This is a genomic window from Bacillus sp. FSL P4-0290 (genome assembly GCF_037975435.1).
In the GTDB taxonomy this organism is placed as follows: Bacteria; Bacillota; Bacilli; order Bacillales; family Bacillaceae; genus Bacillus; species Bacillus subtilis.
This window is the reverse complement of the sequence record NZ_CP150253.1, coordinates 1,189,714-1,203,645: the sequence shown is the minus strand read 5'-3', so window position 1 is coordinate 1,203,645 and position 13,932 is coordinate 1,189,714. Positions and strand designations below refer to the sequence as shown.

Below are 13,932 nucleotides of genomic sequence, written 5' to 3'. Positions count from 1 at the left end.
CTTTCTATTCACCTTTTCCAATAAACGAATCCTGGACTCTTTTCCAAAATGGAAACGGACGGAATCTCGCAAACCGCACTTTTTCGGATGCAACTTGGCAGCGGATCGACTTTACATCCTTATGGAGAAGGGTTAAATGGTCAATCGTCACTTGAAAGTCAACTTCGTTTCTCGGCTTAATCATGCAATCATGATGGGATGGGAGAAGCAGAGGTGACCCGACCGTACGGAACACGCGGTTATTAATTGAAGCCATTTCCGCAAGCTGGATCGCCCTGATAGACGGATGGATAATCGCTCCGCCCAGCGCCTTATTGTAGGCTGTGCTGCCTGATGGAGTTGACAGGCAGAGGCCGTCGCCCCGGAAGGTTTCAAAGAGCTGCCCTTTGATTTCCACATCAGCAACAAGGCTTCCTTCGATGCTTTTAATCGTACATTCATTCAAAGCTAAGTATCTTTCTTCCCGCTCGTTTTCGTGATAGGTCACAATGACTTCGAGAAGCGGATATTCGACTGTATGATACGGCGTTTTCGCGATGGCAAGAACAAGTTTTTCAATTTCATGAGGAACCCAGTCTGCATAAAAACCCAGATGACCTGTGTGAACGCCGACAAATGCTGTTTTGTCCAAGCGGTCGCTGTATCTGTGAAAAGCATACAAAAGCGTTCCGTCGCCTCCGACTGAAATAACGATTTCCGGTTCATTTTCATCCAGTTCCATATCAAAATCCAATAAATACGCCTGTATTTTGCTTTTCAGCGTATCAGAAACTTGATCTCCTTTTGATGATACGGCAAATTTCATGCTCTTCTTCCCCTTTACCTATTGTTGCTCGCTTCCTTTTTTCTTTCTTGAAAAGGCAGCTTGAGCTTCCTGTACTTCACCCCTGATCTCCGACATCTCTTCATCAAGCCGGGAAGCCGCTTCAGAAGCGCGCTGAAGCCTTAGTTTTACTTTTTCAGGAATGTTTCCGCTGTATTTATAATTCAATGAATGTTCAATGGTCGCCCAAAAATTCATCGCCAGTGTACGGATCTGTATTTCTACGAGAACATGCTTTTCTCCGGATACCGTCTGCAAAGGGTACAGCACAACAAGATGGTATGATCGGTATCCGCTCTCTTTATGTTCCGCAATATAATCCCTCTGATCCACAACGGTGAAATCTTTTCTGGCAAAAAGCATCTCTTTTACGATTTGGATGTCATCGACAAATTGGCACATGATTCTAAGGCCAGCAATGTCCTGCATGGTTTCAATTTCATGCAGCGGTATGCTTTTCCGTCTCGCTTTTTCAAGTATGCTCGCCACAGGCTTGACGCGTCCGGTCACAAATTCGATCGGTGAATGGTCGTCCTCGTATTCATATAGTGTGCGGATCCCCTTGAGCTTCACTTTCAACTCTTCGACAGCCTGGCGGTACGGCACTAAAAAACGCTCCCATTGTTTGTCATCCATCATACATCCCCCAATTCCGAACCAGTTTCTATAAAAACACGCGTTTCACTTTTTCTTCCATTTCTTCTCCATAGTTTGCATTATCTTTTATATTTTCTAAAAGATATTCCAGCTCCTTATGCAGGCCTGCCAGTTCAATTGTTTGGTCTCCTGCCTCTAAAACAACCGGTATTTTTTGTGCATGGGCCTGCTTCAGTTCCGGCCATACATGTTCCTTTATAATGACATATTCAAAAGAATCAGCTAATTCAAGTATGTATACAAAAGCAAAGTGGTCAGAATCAACAAGCATTTGACCTGACGGCTTGCGTTCCGCTTCGTTTCCTTCTGTCTGACAGGCAAGGCGAAGCTGATCATCCGATAATGTTGCATTCAAAATTTCGATTCTGTTTTGCATAATGCTCTCCTTTTTTAAACAAAGTACAGATTCATTTTATCATATCGAGCTCGATATTGATAAACCTAACATCTAAAGAGATAATAGTAAAAATAAGATTTACAGGGCGGAAAGGAAGAGCATCATGAGCCAAGAGATTGAAATCGAATTTAAAAACATGCTGACCAAACAAGAATTCAAAAACATAGCAGCGGCACTCCAGCTGACAGAAAAAGATTTTACAGATCAAAAGAATCATTATTTTGATACAGACAGCTTCGCGCTGAAACAAAAACATGCTGCGCTTCGTATCCGCAGAAAAAACGGAAAGTATGTCCTTACATTAAAGGAGCCGGCTGATGTGGGGCTTCTGGAAACGCACCAACAGCTTTCAGAGGTATCAGATCTCGCTGGATTTTCAGTTCCCGAGGGCCCTGTGAAGGACCAGCTGCACAAGCTTCAGATCGATACGGATGCCATTCAATACTTTGGATCTTTAGCAACAAACCGTGCGGAAAAAGAAACAGAAAAAGGCTTAATAGTTTTAGACCACAGCCGATATTTAAATAAAGAGGACTATGAAATTGAATTTGAGGCGGCGGATTGGCATGAGGGCAGACAAGCCTTCGAAAAGCTGCTTCAGCAATTCAGCATTCCTCAGCGCGAAACCAAAAATAAAATTCTGCGTTTTTATGAAGAAAAACGAAAGTCTATATAAGGTGGAATGACATCGTGAATGTAACGAATTGGGCAGCATTACTTCAGCTTCAGGCATTACAGTCCATATCTAATGCACGCAGCAGCACGGACACTCAGAATACGGAAAGCCCGCTTTCAAGTTTCAGTTCTTTGCTCAGCCAATATACAAACGGTCTGACATCTCAGCAATCAGCACCTTCTTCATCGCCAAGCCCGCTCAGCATGCTGAACAGCGCGAATACAACAGCGCCGTCACTGCTTTCAGCGTATGGGCTTAACTCATATACGAGCAGCAATTCAGGTTCAATCACAAAAGCGGCAGAAAGCACTGAAACATCTGCTGCAGATTCAGCTTCAAACAAACATGAAGCAAATCAGATCAGTTCGGGAGACTTTTCTATTGACAGTGCGATTAAAAAAGCCGCTGATAAATATGGCGTTGATGAAAAACTGATCCGCGCCGTCATCAAACAGGAATCAGGCTTTAATGCAAAAGCGGTCAGCGGAGCAGGTGCGATGGGCCTCATGCAGCTGATGCCGTCAACAGCAAGCTCACTTGGCGTTTCCAATCCGCTTGATCCGCAGCAAAATGTGGAGGGCGGAACGAAATATTTAAAACAAATGCTGGATAAATACGACGGCAATGTGTCTATGGCATTAGCGGCTTACAACGCCGGACCGGGGAATGTTGACCGATACGGAGGCATTCCTCCTTTCCAAGAAACGCAAAACTATGTAAAAAAAATAACTTCAGCTTATTACGCGTAACCAGAGGTGCTCTTTCCCTCTGGTTTTTTTGCGAAGTGAAATCTTACGCATTCCTGATTTTTATGTGATATGATATGAAATACAAACCCCGGCTGTCAGCCGAAATGAGTCATCAAACGCATAAAAGGCAGTTTGTTTGTAGAAATGATGCCTTGTTGCTAAAATAAATCTAGATGAAACAATGAAATACAGAAAATTACTTTTTGCAATAGGATTTATGATTCCTATTAGCCATATTTAAAGGAGTAGTCAACATGGGACAATCGTTTAACGCACCTTATGAAGCGATTGGAGAGGAACTTCTATCGCAACTTGTTGATACTTTTTATGAGCGTGTCGCGTCTCATCCTTTGCTGAAGCCGATTTTTCCAAGCGATTTGACAGAAACCGCCAGGAAACAGAAGCAATTCTTAACTCAGTATTTAGGCGGGCCTCCGCTTTATACTGAGGAGCACGGCCATCCTATGCTCAGAGCAAGGCATCTTCCCTTTCCAATTACAAACGAGAGAGCTGATGCGTGGCTCAGCTGTATGAAGGACGCAATGGACCATGTAGGGCTGGAGGGCGAAATTCGTGAGTTTTTGTTTGGCCGGCTGGAGTTGACAGCAAGGCATATGGTGAATCAAACGGAAGCGGAGGATCGATCATCTTGACAAACTATCAGCATGAGCTATACTTCGCCCATTGCCACGGTCATCCAAAAAAACCGCTTGAAATTTATATGTTTGTAGACCCTTTATGTCCTGAATGCTGGTCCTTAGAGCCCGTCATCAAAAAGCTGAAAATCAGATACGGACGTTTTTTCACCTTACGCATTATCGCTTCCGCAAGCCTTACCGCTTTAAATAAAAAGCGAAAAAAGCATCTTCTCGCAGAAGCATGGGAAAAGATCGCGAGCCGCTCTGGCATGTCATGTGACGGCAATGTCTGGTTCGAACAGGATCAGCCGCTTTCATCGCCTTATATGGCTGCTCTCGCTTTTAAAGCAGCCGAATTGCAAGGCCGAAAAGCCGGCATGCAATTTCTCAGAAATATGCAGGAGAGCCTATTTGTTTCAAAGAAAAATATTACGGATGAAAACGTGCTTTTGGAGATTGCTGAAAATACAAGTCTCGATCTTGAAGAATTCAAAAAAGATCTGCATTCTCAAAGCGCGGTCAAGGCGCTTCAATGTGACATGAAAATTGCTGCTGAGATGGATGTTTCTGTTAATCCGACACTGACGTTTTTTAATACGCAGCATGAGGATGAAGGGCTTAAAGTTCCTGGCAGCTACTCATATGATGTATATGAAGAAATTTTATTTGAGATGCTTGGCGACGAGCCGAAGCCTTCGGAAACACCGCCTTTAGAATGTTTTATTGAATATTTCCGCTTCGTTGCCTCGAAGGAAATTGCTCTTGTATATGACCTGAGCCTTGAAGAGGTAGAAAAAGAAATGAAAAAACTGGCGTTTGCTAAAAAGGTTGCCAAAGTAGAAGCCAAACACGGAATGTTTTGGAAGTCTCTCAGCACTTATTCTGATGAATATCAATCATGTGAAAAATAGCCGCAGGCGTGCATATGCTTGAGGCTGTTTTTTTATGCCATAACCAAACGTACGTTCCATTTTTAGCACTAAAGAAACCGCGCCGGGATAAGCGCGGTTTCATATGTCTTAACGACAACAAAGGGGATGGGAGAAATTTTTCACGGTCAAACAAAGGGGTAATGTTTGTTTGTGATCAATTTCACATCCTTATGATAACAAAAGATGTCGACTTTTGACAACCTCTATGCTTAATGTTCATATTTTTGTCACAAAACATAACGAAGTGCATTCACTCATATCCTTATAAGGAAAAAGGACGAGGAGGATCGCCATGATGTCTACTTTGATCTCAATTGTGTGCATTGCCGTTTTTTTCTGTCTGAATATCTTAGGCATGATGCATATGCTGCCGCTTTATATTACCTCTCCTCTGCTGTTTCTGTCTATTTTGTTTACCCTCTACCGCTTGAATCACCGGAAAACCTTTAAAGGGTTTTAAAAAAGCCTGTGCTTCATTTCCGCACAGGCTTACTTTTTTAAGACTGCTTGACTTTCATCAGCAGCTCTTCCATTTCATCAAGTTTTTCTTCAAACATTTTGCACGCGGCTTCGATTGGCTCTGGAGACGTCATATCAACACCCGCTTTTTTCAGGACATCAATCGGGTATTGTGAGCTTCCCGCTTTCAGGAAGTCAATATAACGGTCAACCGCCGGCTTTCCTTCCTTCAAAATCTGGCTGCTTAATGCTTGGGCAGCGCTGTACCCTGTCGCATACTGATACACATAGTAATTGTAATAGAAGTGCGGAATACGCGACCATTCAAGGCCGATTTCCTTATCAATCACCATGCCGTCTCCAAAATACTTTTTATTCAGGTCGTAATAGACATTTGTCAGAAGCTCAGGTGTAAGCGGCTCGCCTTCTTGCGCCTTTGTATGAATCAGATGTTCAAATTCAGCGAACATCGTTTGTCTGAAGACCGTTCCCCTGAAGCCCTCAAGCATATGGTTGAGAATATATAAGCGCTGTTTTTCATCCTCTAAATTATTCAGCAAATATTCGCCAAGGAGCGCTTCATTTGTCGTAGAGGCAACTTCCGCGACAAAGATGCTGTAATTGCCGTATGGATAAGGCTGGTGCTTTCTCGTATAGTAGCTGTGTACGGAATGTCCAAACTCGTGCACAAGCGTAAAGAGATTATTGACGTTATTATGCCAGTTCATCAAAATATACGGATTCGTGCCGTAAGCTCCTGATGAATAAGCCCCATTGCGTTTGCCTTTATTTTCGTAAACGTCAACCCAGCGGTTTTCCAGGCCTTCTTTTAGGATAGAGGCATATTCTTCCCCTAATGGTGCGAGGCCTTTCAGCATGTAATCTTTGGCTTCCTCGTATGTCACCTTCATCCCCGCATCTTTCACAAGCGGTGTATACAGGTCATAAATATGCACTTCATCAAGTTCAAGCACTTTCTTTCTTAGCGCAATATAGCGGTGCAGGAGCGGCAAATGCTTATTAATCGTCTTAACAAGGTTATCGTATACTTCCTCAGGAATACTGTTGTTAGAAAGCGCAGCCTCACGCGCGGACTTGTACTTTTTCACTCTCGCGTAGAAGTTGTCCTTTTTCACAGTGCCGCTAAGCGTCGTGGCCATTGTATTTTTATATTGTCCGTACGTTTTATACACTGCGTCAAACGCATTTTTGCGGACTTCACGGTTTTCACTTTCCAAGAAATTAATAAAGTTGCCGTGAGTGATCTGTTTCTCATTCCCATCTTCGTCTTTAATGGACGGAAACGTAATATCTGCGTTATTTAACACGCTGAATGTATTTGAAGATGACCCCAGTACCTCGGAGGCTTCAGCAAGCAGCGCCTCTTCCTTCTCGCTCAGCACATGCGGACGTTCCTTTGTAATCTCCTCAATCGCATGAGAGTACAGCTTTAATTCTTCTTTTTCAAGAATGAACTGCTGCAGTTTGTCTTCTTCTATGGATAAAATCTCCGGAACCAGATAAGCTGTCGCGCTTGCGGCCTGTGTATACAGGTTTCCCGCCTTGTCATTCAGCCCCTGGTAAAAGGAGTTCCCAGTATCCTGGTCAGAGCGCATATGCGCATATGTGTACAGCCTACCCAGCCGCTCCATCACTTTATCTTGATACGTAAGAGCCTCGTATAAATGATCAGCTGAATCTGCCAGCTTTCCTTTATACTTAGATAAATTCGGAATTAATTCTTTTACAGCTTGAAATTCTTTATTCCAGGCCTCATCACTAGGAAAAATATCCTCAAGTCTCCATGTGTCTTCTGCCTTTACCTCACTTCTGTCAGGCAGTTGGTTTGCTTTTTTTTCCTCAGCCATGGTGATCCCCCTCGTCTTCTTTGATTCAAGCCAATTGAAAAAACAGCTGTTTCTCAATAAACTTGTGTTGTGAATATCTTCCGGTTTTTCACTGCCTTTTGTCAAATCATATGCAGTAATGAAGAGAACGAATGCCAAAAAAGCAGTAAAAACACGAAAAACCTTTCCTTTTGTGCCTTTCACAGCCTGCCCACCACCTTTGTCTTAGGGTGAGCCAAATAAGACAAACTCATTCTATAAAACAGCTGCGGTCTCTTTCTATGAGATCCTGCATGGAGTGTATGCCGCCTGCAGGCTGATTCAGCACATATACTTCTTTCTGAGTCTCCCTTAAAAATCCCTTCTTGCACAAAAAATCAATATACTGTTTAACCGCTTCTGAAAGACACTCTTCGCTGCATTCGAACCTGAGTGCAATGTTCTTATTATGAATGTGCAGTTTGCACTGCTGCAAAACGGCTGAAAAACGAATTGGCGCACGTTTATCTCCAAGATCCGTCATAAACAAATAAAGAAACCCCTGCCACACAAAAACCGGACTCTTAAAAACTGCCCCTTTTCTAACAGGAACAAACACTTCAGTCGGCAGAAAAGAAAAAGGCGTCTGCCGTTTCTCATAAAACAGCAGCCTAAGGCGATTTGTTTCCTTTGAGTTAAACCGATGGGGTTTATGGCGAAAACGGTGAATCGCTTTCGTCCAGCCTGAATATTGAATTGAGGGTTTCGGTTCAGTGAAAAAAAGATCGCCTACACCTGCCCGATGAATAGGGATCGTTTGGACTGAGGAATAAGAATGGTTTGTGTAGAATGGAATGATGTGGCTGAGCCGGAGAAAAGAACGCCTTTCAGGACAATAACATATCAGTTCTCTGTATGGACTTGCATTGATAAACTGCCAATGAAAAGTTGAAAGCTGATAAAAGGACGAAGCAGTCCGTTTTAAGCGGCTGTATCCCATAATCCACTGCGGGATGATTCCTTCTTGTTTGAAGCCCTCTGTCCGCTTTTGAAAGACATCTGGAGCGATAGTGGCGCATTGATATTCAACAGCAAGCATATGCTCCTTGATTCTTGCCATGACGTCCGGTCTTTGGTTGATTGTCCTTATATACGGCTCCAATATTGGTGAAGCCCGTTGTGTTTTCAGCCATACATACAGCTGTCTTTTTCCTTCTAAGTGGTAGGCGCTTTCCGGTTCGATGTCTATGGAGCAGGACTTGTTCTGTTTATGGGCAAAATGCGGCGCTTTTTGAAGTCCGAGCTTCACAGCTAGCTCTCCTCCGCATACCGGACAGAAGAACCGTCTCCGCTTTAATTTCTGGTTTTGCTGAGCGCCTAGAAGGTGAAACATTTGGCCGTCTTCAGTCACAGCACTAAACAATTGTCATCTCTCCTTTCCAGATGAAGTATACTTTCTGGAAAAGATGATCAACTCCTGTTCGCTGTATTTTCTGCTTGTCTATATGTTTTTGATTTTTCACATCTCTAAAATGGCATTTTCGTGCATAAAAAAAACCGATTTCCGGAAGGAAATCGGTTTGCTATGATGCAAAGTGTTTTTTTATCGTTTCTAGAGCATGCTCTGAAATAATCAGCTTGCCGTACTCTTCAAGACGGTGTATGCTGATTGAGGATTCATTTGCGTACTCCAGCAGGATGCTTAGTTGATTTTCAACCTCTTCATCAGTCATATTGCCAAAATCTACATATAAATAATATCGGTTCTCAAACGAATATAAAGTCGTTTTGCTTCCGTTAACGTTCAAATTAGATAGAGAAATAACATCCTCAAAATCGCCAAATCGCAAGACAAATTGAAGCTTTTGCTCCTTCTCTTCCTGATTGACGGCTTGCTCTTCTTTCTGGAAATCATCCAGCAAGGCGTCAAGATCCTCAGATGCTGGTTCTTGCTTTTTATCCTCAGGAATCGGCAGTTCGAGCTTTTGTCCGTCTTTGGAAAGCTGGGCTTTTGTGACGATGATTTCTAATCCTTTGTCCAGTGCCTGAACTTGAATCCAAAGTGGGCCTTCCACAGCGAATTCCTCTTCTTCATGAACTTCATCCATGACTTCCCAGAATAGTTCTTCACTGCGCTCACGGTTATACCAAATTTCTTCTCTGTCAAAACCGCGATCTTCAATATCTCCGTAAGACATATAAAATTTTACTGTATGCTCGTTAATTCTTTCAATTTCCATTTGCCAACCTTCCCTTCTATATAAGATGTTGAAGGGACATCTAAGCTCCCGATTAATTGTACTTTACTACACTTTACCCATTCCGTCCACATCTTAACCTTAACCAAGGCCAGTGTGAATTCCTTTGTATTTCTATTTTATGATAAAACAGTCACAAAAGAAATAAAAATGCACCTTTGCCTAAAAAACGGCAGTTCAGGCGGCTGATATCATAAAATACGACCTGTCTCATATAGTAGTAGTACAAGCGAAGGACTGAAAGCGAGGTGCCGCTTCATGGAGCATGACTATCTGATTTCTCTGCTTGTCATTGTTGGGATTGACCTGATCCTCGGCGGAGATAATGCGGTTGTCATTGCCATGGCCAGCAGACATTTGCCGGACAAGCAAAGACAGCAAGCCATTATTCTCGGAACATTTATTGCCGTTGCCATGAGAATCGGATTAACAAGTGCAGCTGTATATCTTTTGAACATTCCGTTCTTGCAGTGCGCCGGCGGAATTTTCCTGCTGTATTTAGGATATCAGCTGCTAATTGAAAAAAAAGACACGAAACACATTAAAAGCAGCACCTCCCTGTGGAGAGCGATACGAACGATTGTGCTTGCAGATCTCTTTATGTCGCTGGACAACGTCATCGCAGTTGCGGGAGCATCACACGGTGAGTTTTCTCTCGTTTTTATAGGTTTGTGTGTATCGGTTCCGGTTATTATTTGGGGCAGCAAACTCATCCATATTGCACTAGAGAAAATACCGCTTCTGATTTACGCGGGAAGCGGGCTGCTTGCTTATACTGGCGGAGAAATGATTGTCAGAGACAAAAAGCTGTCTCTTTTTATGGCGCAGCACGGCACAGTTGAAACGCTCCTCCCCATTTTGACGGTTGCGTTTGTCATCCTTGCGAGCATTTATTACCAGCAGGTTGAAAAATAAAAGAAGGCTGATGACTCAGCCTTCTTTTGATGATACGATCTATTAGTTTGCCAAACGCTGTGCTTCTCTTAATTGGAAAGAGCGAACTTTTCTTGGCAGGAAACGTCTGATTTCGTCTTCGTTATATCCGACCTGCAAACGTTTTTCGTCGATGATGATCGGACGGCGAAGCAACCCTGGATGCTCGTTGATCAAGCGGTACAAATCTTGCAACGGCATAGATTCAACGTTCACATTGAGTTTTTGGAATACTTTTGAACGGGTTGAGATGATTTCATCTGTTCCGTCCTCAGTCATTCGAAGAATTTGTTTTATTTCATCAATTGATAAAGGTTCAGAGAAAATGTTTCTTTCTACAAATGGAATATCGTGCTCCTCGAGCCACGCTCTCGCCTTTCTGCATGAAGTACAGCTTGGTGATGTGTATAGTGTAACCATTCATCTTCACTCCTCTAATTAGTAGGATGAACATCTATTTTATTCTTAAATTGAAATTACTCTAAAAAAGGAATCTTTACAGGTATTATACTATAAAAAAGTAAGTGTGAACAGTATCCTAAGAAAAAAATGTGTCAATCCAGCAAATTTTTAATGTTCATGATATGTTCTTATTCTCAATTAGCTTAACTGATCGAAAATATTTTTTTGTTTTTCTTCATCGATGATTTCCAAGACCTCATCCGTTTTTTCGTACGATTCTCCGTACCATTTCTCATCTTTATAAGTATGAATGTTTTCATATGTCTGTTTCATGGCTTCAAGAATTTCTTCTTCTGATTCTGTTTTCGGTGACCAGTACAGAATCTCCATCTTGTTTACTTCATTCGTAGCCAATGACCGGCGCCGGTACCCAATTGACTGAGCATGCTTGAAATGCTCTCTTTGATAAAACCTCAGGCGTTTTTCTGTATCAGTATCATCTTCATCCACAGGTTCCACCTCGAGCAATATGGGCTTATTTTTCTTTTTCAGCTTCGCGATCAATTTGCCGCCAAGTCCCTGCCCTCTTGCATCCTTAGACACATACAGATAATCAACGAAGATAAAAGAATCGAATTCCGCAAACATTAAAATATGATGTTTGCCTTCATCTTTATGATAAATATCGCTTCGCTCTTTCAGAAGAGCTTCCATATGCGCTTTTGATTTCATTTCTTCAATTGGAAAGTACTCGCTAAGCTTTTCATACCAGTTCATTGATTTGCTCCTTATGAGTTCGTTGTCTTCATACTTTTAGATATACCCCATTTCTTCTTGTTTAAACAGCCTTACATCTATAAAGACGTGCGAACTTCCGCCATGGTTTCATTTTTTTTCAGCAAAAACGGAGCCAGCTGCTCCGTTCATTTTGAATTGTTTCTCATTGAACTCGATTTTCCCGCCTGTAATGAACCAGACGGGGCTGCGCCAGTGCAATCAGAAATGTCATAATATATAATGCAACAGCCGCGATAAAAGCTATTTTCGCACCAGCAGCATCAGCCACTAGCCCCATAATGGAGTAGGTGACGCCTGACCAAGGAGTCAAAATCGCATTTTTTGCAGCCATGATTCCGATTCGTTTCTGCTCGGGAATAACCTCCTGCAGCATGGTTTCCTGGCAAATATCACGCACCTGATAAAAAGGCCCCATTGCAGCACAAGCCAGAGCGCATAAAAATGGGACTGGAGAAAATGAAAACAAAAGGGTCAGCGCCGACATTACAAGTGAGCTGAACATAATGGCATAGCCCATATTCCGCTCAAAAAAAGAAGAAAAACGAATGGCAATCACACTGCCGACAATTGCGCCTATAAAATAGGAAGCGTTAAACATCCCCCACCACACCTCTGTTTCATGCAAAACAGCCGCAGTAAATGCGAGGAGAATAGCAGATGACCATACGGAACCCGCCAAAGCTTCTATCATGTCCATTACAGTAATGTCTCTTACAATAGGGATGATCATTAAATCCTTCCATATACTTCTGGCAGATGCTGTTTCAGCAGTTCCTACAGCCTCTTCTTCATTTACATGCAGCACACTGATGGAAGCTCCCGATAGAACAAACAGGCAAATGGCAGCGCCGACAACGAGTTCAAAAGGGACGGCGTACGTCAGAAGGCCTCCAAGGCCCCAGCCTGCTGTTAAGAACAATTGATTCGAGAGGGAGATCACACCATTCGCTTTTACATATTGCTTCTTTGGAACAATAATTGGCAGCAGCGCAAATCTTGCCGGCTGAAAAAAAGCGCCCGCGAAGGAAAAACAGAACACAAACAGCAGCGTAATCCAAAAGAATGCCTGTCCGTGATGAGTGACGCTGTATGCCATCAGGATTGTAAAGACCGCTCTCAGCAGATTCGCTCCCGCAAGCACCTTTTTAAAACCGAGAATGCGAAGCACCGGAGAGACGCAAAAGCTTGCTGCTATACTCGCAAACGACATGAACGATAAAATAAGGCCCGCCAAAAAAACGGAGTCAGTCATTTGATAGACCCGGACCATTAAAACGATTGTGACGAGGACTCCTGCTAAAGATTGAAAAGATTGAGACAGCAATAGCGCAAAAACATTTTTGTTATGCAGAAATTGAATCGTATTTCGCCTCCGCTTTTTTCCTCTAATTGTAAATGTTATCATTCTCACTTTCTATGAGGACGCAAAAAAATCCTTCAAGAGATTCTCTTGAAGGATTGATGAATCATGAAAAAGCTTTAAATTCGGCTTCCGTGCACATCACAAAATGTCCCGGTTTGACTTCACGGAATTCCATCGTTTCCCCATCCTTTAATTGATGGACGGACGGATCATATTTCTGGCGAACGCGATTTCTCTCATAGTCCGGATCAGGAAGCGGAATTGCAGAAAGCAATGATTTTGTATATGGGTGAAGCGGATTTTCATAAAGCTCATCTGCCGGCGCAAGCTCAACCAGTTTCCCGAAATACATGACTCCAATGCGGTCACTGATGTATTTGACCATCGATAAATCGTGGGCAATAAACAGGTATGTGAGCCCTTTTTCTTTTTGCAGTTCTTTCATTAAATTCACGACCTGCGCTTGAATGGATACATCCAAAGCGGAAATCGGCTCATCCGCGATAATGAATTCCGGATCAACAGCAAGAGCTCTGGCAATCCCGATTCTTTGGCGCTGGCCGCCGGAAAATTCATGCGGATAACGGTTCGCGTGTTCCTTGTTTAAACCAACTGTTTCCAATAGTTCATGGACCCTCTGCATCCGCTCTTTTTTCGTTTTCGCCAGCTTATGAATATCAAGGCCTTCAGCAATAATATCAGCAACTGTCATTCTCGGATTCAGGGATGCATATGGGTCTTGGAAAATCATCTGCATTTTGCGGTTGAATTCCAGCAGCTTTTTCCGCGATTTTCTCCCGTGCACATTTTCGCCGTTGAACAGCACCTCACCATCGGTTGCTTCGTACAGCCGGATAATGCTTCGGCCTGTTGTCGATTTACCGCAGCCTGATTCACCAACCAGCCCTAATGTTTCACCTTTATAGATATCAAATGATAAATCATCTACAGCCTTGACCGTTCCCCTTGGTGTGACAAAGTGCTGTTTTAAATGTTTGATTTCTAATAATTTTTCAGTCAA

General features: G+C 42.8%; 18 protein-coding genes. 7 read left to right on the top strand and 11 right to left on the bottom strand.

The genetic code is table 11. The features are described from left to right. Positions 1–4 precede the first annotated feature (4 nt). Genes MKY10_RS06215 through MKY10_RS06205 form a run of 3 tightly spaced genes read right to left on the bottom strand, consistent with a single transcriptional unit; the run spans position 5 to position 1,856 of the window. Positions 5–805, bottom strand: a complete 801-nt coding sequence (locus tag MKY10_RS06215) for an NAD kinase (protein ID WP_003232918.1) — start codon at positions 803–805, stop codon at positions 5–7. Positions 806–823: 18 nt separating this feature from the next. Then, positions 824–1,459 carry a GTP diphosphokinase gene (gene yjbM, locus MKY10_RS06210; RefSeq protein ID WP_003245294.1) on the bottom strand — a complete coding sequence of 212 codons (636 nt, stop codon included), beginning with the start codon at positions 1,457–1,459 and terminating at the stop codon, positions 824–826. A gap of 28 nt (positions 1,460–1,487) precedes the next feature. Beyond that, positions 1,488–1,856, bottom strand: coding sequence for a hypothetical protein (locus MKY10_RS06205; RefSeq protein ID WP_015252350.1), 369 nt, complete (start codon positions 1,854–1,856; stop codon positions 1,488–1,490). A 124-nt stretch (positions 1,857–1,980) separates the two neighbouring features. Here MKY10_RS06205 and MKY10_RS06200 point away from each other — a divergent pair, with 124 nt between their 5' ends. From MKY10_RS06200 to MKY10_RS06180, 5 genes are all read left to right on the top strand, one after another. Then, on the top strand, positions 1,981–2,553 hold the full coding sequence (locus MKY10_RS06200) for a CYTH domain-containing protein (RefSeq protein WP_015252351.1): 573 nt from the start codon (positions 1,981–1,983) through the stop codon (positions 2,551–2,553). 14 nt (positions 2,554–2,567) lie between these two features. Next, complete coding sequence (gene cwlQ, locus MKY10_RS06195) at positions 2,568–3,302, top strand: bifunctional muramidase/murein lytic transglycosylase (RefSeq protein WP_033883583.1); 735 nt, start codon at positions 2,568–2,570, stop codon at positions 3,300–3,302. Positions 3,303–3,556: 254 nt separating this feature from the next. After that, complete coding sequence (locus tag MKY10_RS06190) at positions 3,557–3,955, top strand: group 2 truncated hemoglobin YjbI (RefSeq protein ID WP_003232928.1); 399 nt, start codon at positions 3,557–3,559, stop codon at positions 3,953–3,955. Further along, complete coding sequence (gene spxH / locus MKY10_RS06185) at positions 3,952–4,851, top strand: protease adaptor protein SpxH (protein ID WP_003245184.1); 900 nt, start codon at positions 3,952–3,954, stop codon at positions 4,849–4,851. The genes MKY10_RS06190 and spxH overlap by 4 nt, the downstream gene beginning before the upstream one ends. A gap of 313 nt (positions 4,852–5,164) precedes the next feature. Beyond that, on the top strand, positions 5,165–5,332 hold the full coding sequence (locus tag MKY10_RS06180) for a hypothetical protein (protein ID WP_003244944.1): 168 nt from the start codon (positions 5,165–5,167) through the stop codon (positions 5,330–5,332). Positions 5,333–5,369: 37 nt separating this feature from the next. On the opposite strand, the gene pepF is transcribed toward MKY10_RS06180, so the two are convergent. Together pepF and coiA are read right to left on the bottom strand one after the other, a co-directional pair. Continuing rightward, on the bottom strand, positions 5,370–7,199 hold the full coding sequence (gene pepF, locus MKY10_RS06175) for an oligoendopeptidase F (RefSeq protein ID WP_003245178.1): 1,830 nt from the start codon (positions 7,197–7,199) through the stop codon (positions 5,370–5,372). 229 nt (positions 7,200–7,428) lie between these two features. Beyond that, complete coding sequence (gene coiA / locus MKY10_RS06170) at positions 7,429–8,580, bottom strand: competence protein CoiA (RefSeq protein WP_044052564.1); 1,152 nt, start codon at positions 8,578–8,580, stop codon at positions 7,429–7,431. 43 nt (positions 8,581–8,623) lie between these two features. Here coiA and MKY10_RS06165 point away from each other — a divergent pair, with 43 nt between their 5' ends. Continuing rightward, positions 8,624–8,746: a hypothetical protein gene (locus MKY10_RS06165; RefSeq protein ID WP_003245684.1), complete on the top strand. Its 123-nt coding sequence runs from the start codon at positions 8,624–8,626 to the stop codon at positions 8,744–8,746. Here MKY10_RS06165 and mecA read toward each other — a convergent pair. Together mecA and MKY10_RS06155 are read right to left on the bottom strand one after the other, a co-directional pair. After that, positions 8,741–9,397: an adaptor protein MecA gene (mecA, locus tag MKY10_RS06160; protein ID WP_015252354.1), complete on the bottom strand. Its 657-nt coding sequence runs from the start codon at positions 9,395–9,397 to the stop codon at positions 8,741–8,743. The genes MKY10_RS06165 and mecA overlap by 6 nt on opposite strands. Then, positions 9,364–9,504, bottom strand: coding sequence for a hypothetical protein (locus tag MKY10_RS06155; RefSeq protein WP_119122854.1), 141 nt, complete (start codon positions 9,502–9,504; stop codon positions 9,364–9,366). Before MKY10_RS06155 ends, mecA begins: the two co-directional genes overlap by 34 nt. Before the next feature lie 169 nt (positions 9,505–9,673). On the opposite strand from MKY10_RS06155, the gene MKY10_RS06150 reads away from it, so the two are divergent. Next, a complete protein-coding gene (locus tag MKY10_RS06150) occupies positions 9,674–10,330 on the top strand; it encodes a YjbE family putative metal transport protein (protein WP_015252355.1) in 657 nt (218 codons plus the stop codon). A gap of 42 nt (positions 10,331–10,372) precedes the next feature. On the opposite strand, the gene spx is transcribed toward MKY10_RS06150, so the two are convergent. The 4 genes from spx to oppF form a co-directional block, all read right to left on the bottom strand. After that, entirely contained in the window at positions 10,373–10,768 is a 396-nt protein-coding gene (gene spx, locus MKY10_RS06145) for a transcriptional regulator Spx (RefSeq protein WP_014476435.1), read from the bottom strand. A gap of 180 nt (positions 10,769–10,948) precedes the next feature. Continuing rightward, complete coding sequence (locus MKY10_RS06140; protein ID WP_003244921.1) at positions 10,949–11,527, bottom strand: GNAT family N-acetyltransferase; 579 nt, start codon at positions 11,525–11,527, stop codon at positions 10,949–10,951. A 163-nt stretch (positions 11,528–11,690) separates the two neighbouring features. Further along, positions 11,691–12,908 carry an MFS transporter gene (locus MKY10_RS06135; RefSeq protein ID WP_080019554.1) on the bottom strand — a complete coding sequence of 406 codons (1,218 nt, stop codon included), beginning with the start codon at positions 12,906–12,908 and terminating at the stop codon, positions 11,691–11,693. A 106-nt stretch (positions 12,909–13,014) separates the two neighbouring features. Further along, a complete protein-coding gene (gene oppF / locus MKY10_RS06130; protein ID WP_003245567.1) occupies positions 13,015–13,932 on the bottom strand; it encodes an oligopeptide ABC transporter ATP-binding protein OppF in 918 nt (305 codons plus the stop codon).

Bases quoted from the DNA above. Each gene is read 5' to 3' on its own strand.
- MKY10_RS06215 (WP_003232918.1), bottom strand. From the start codon at position 805: ATGAAATTTGCCGTATCATCAAAAGGAGATCAAGTTTCTGATACGCTG.
- yjbM (WP_003245294.1), bottom strand. From the start codon at position 1,459: ATGGATGACAAACAATGGGAGCGTTTTTTAGTGCCGTACCGCCAGGCT.
- MKY10_RS06205 (WP_015252350.1), bottom strand. From the start codon at position 1,856: ATGCAAAACAGAATCGAAATTTTGAATGCAACATTATCGGATGATCAG.
- MKY10_RS06200 (WP_015252351.1), top strand. From the start codon at position 1,981: ATGAGCCAAGAGATTGAAATCGAATTTAAAAACATGCTGACCAAACAA.
- MKY10_RS06190 (WP_003232928.1), top strand. From the start codon at position 3,557: ATGGGACAATCGTTTAACGCACCTTATGAAGCGATTGGAGAGGAACTT.
- MKY10_RS06180 (WP_003244944.1), top strand. From the start codon at position 5,165: ATGATGTCTACTTTGATCTCAATTGTGTGCATTGCCGTTTTTTTCTGT.
- pepF (WP_003245178.1), bottom strand. From the start codon at position 7,199: ATGGCTGAGGAAAAAAAAGCAAACCAACTGCCTGACAGAAGTGAGGTA.
- MKY10_RS06165 (WP_003245684.1), top strand. From the start codon at position 8,624: ATGATCAACTCCTGTTCGCTGTATTTTCTGCTTGTCTATATGTTTTTG.
- mecA (WP_015252354.1), bottom strand. From the start codon at position 9,397: ATGGAAATTGAAAGAATTAACGAGCATACAGTAAAATTTTATATGTCT.
- MKY10_RS06150 (WP_015252355.1), top strand. From the start codon at position 9,674: ATGGAGCATGACTATCTGATTTCTCTGCTTGTCATTGTTGGGATTGAC.
- spx (WP_014476435.1), bottom strand. From the start codon at position 10,768: ATGGTTACACTATACACATCACCAAGCTGTACTTCATGCAGAAAGGCG.
- MKY10_RS06140 (WP_003244921.1), bottom strand. From the start codon at position 11,527: ATGAACTGGTATGAAAAGCTTAGCGAGTACTTTCCAATTGAAGAAATG.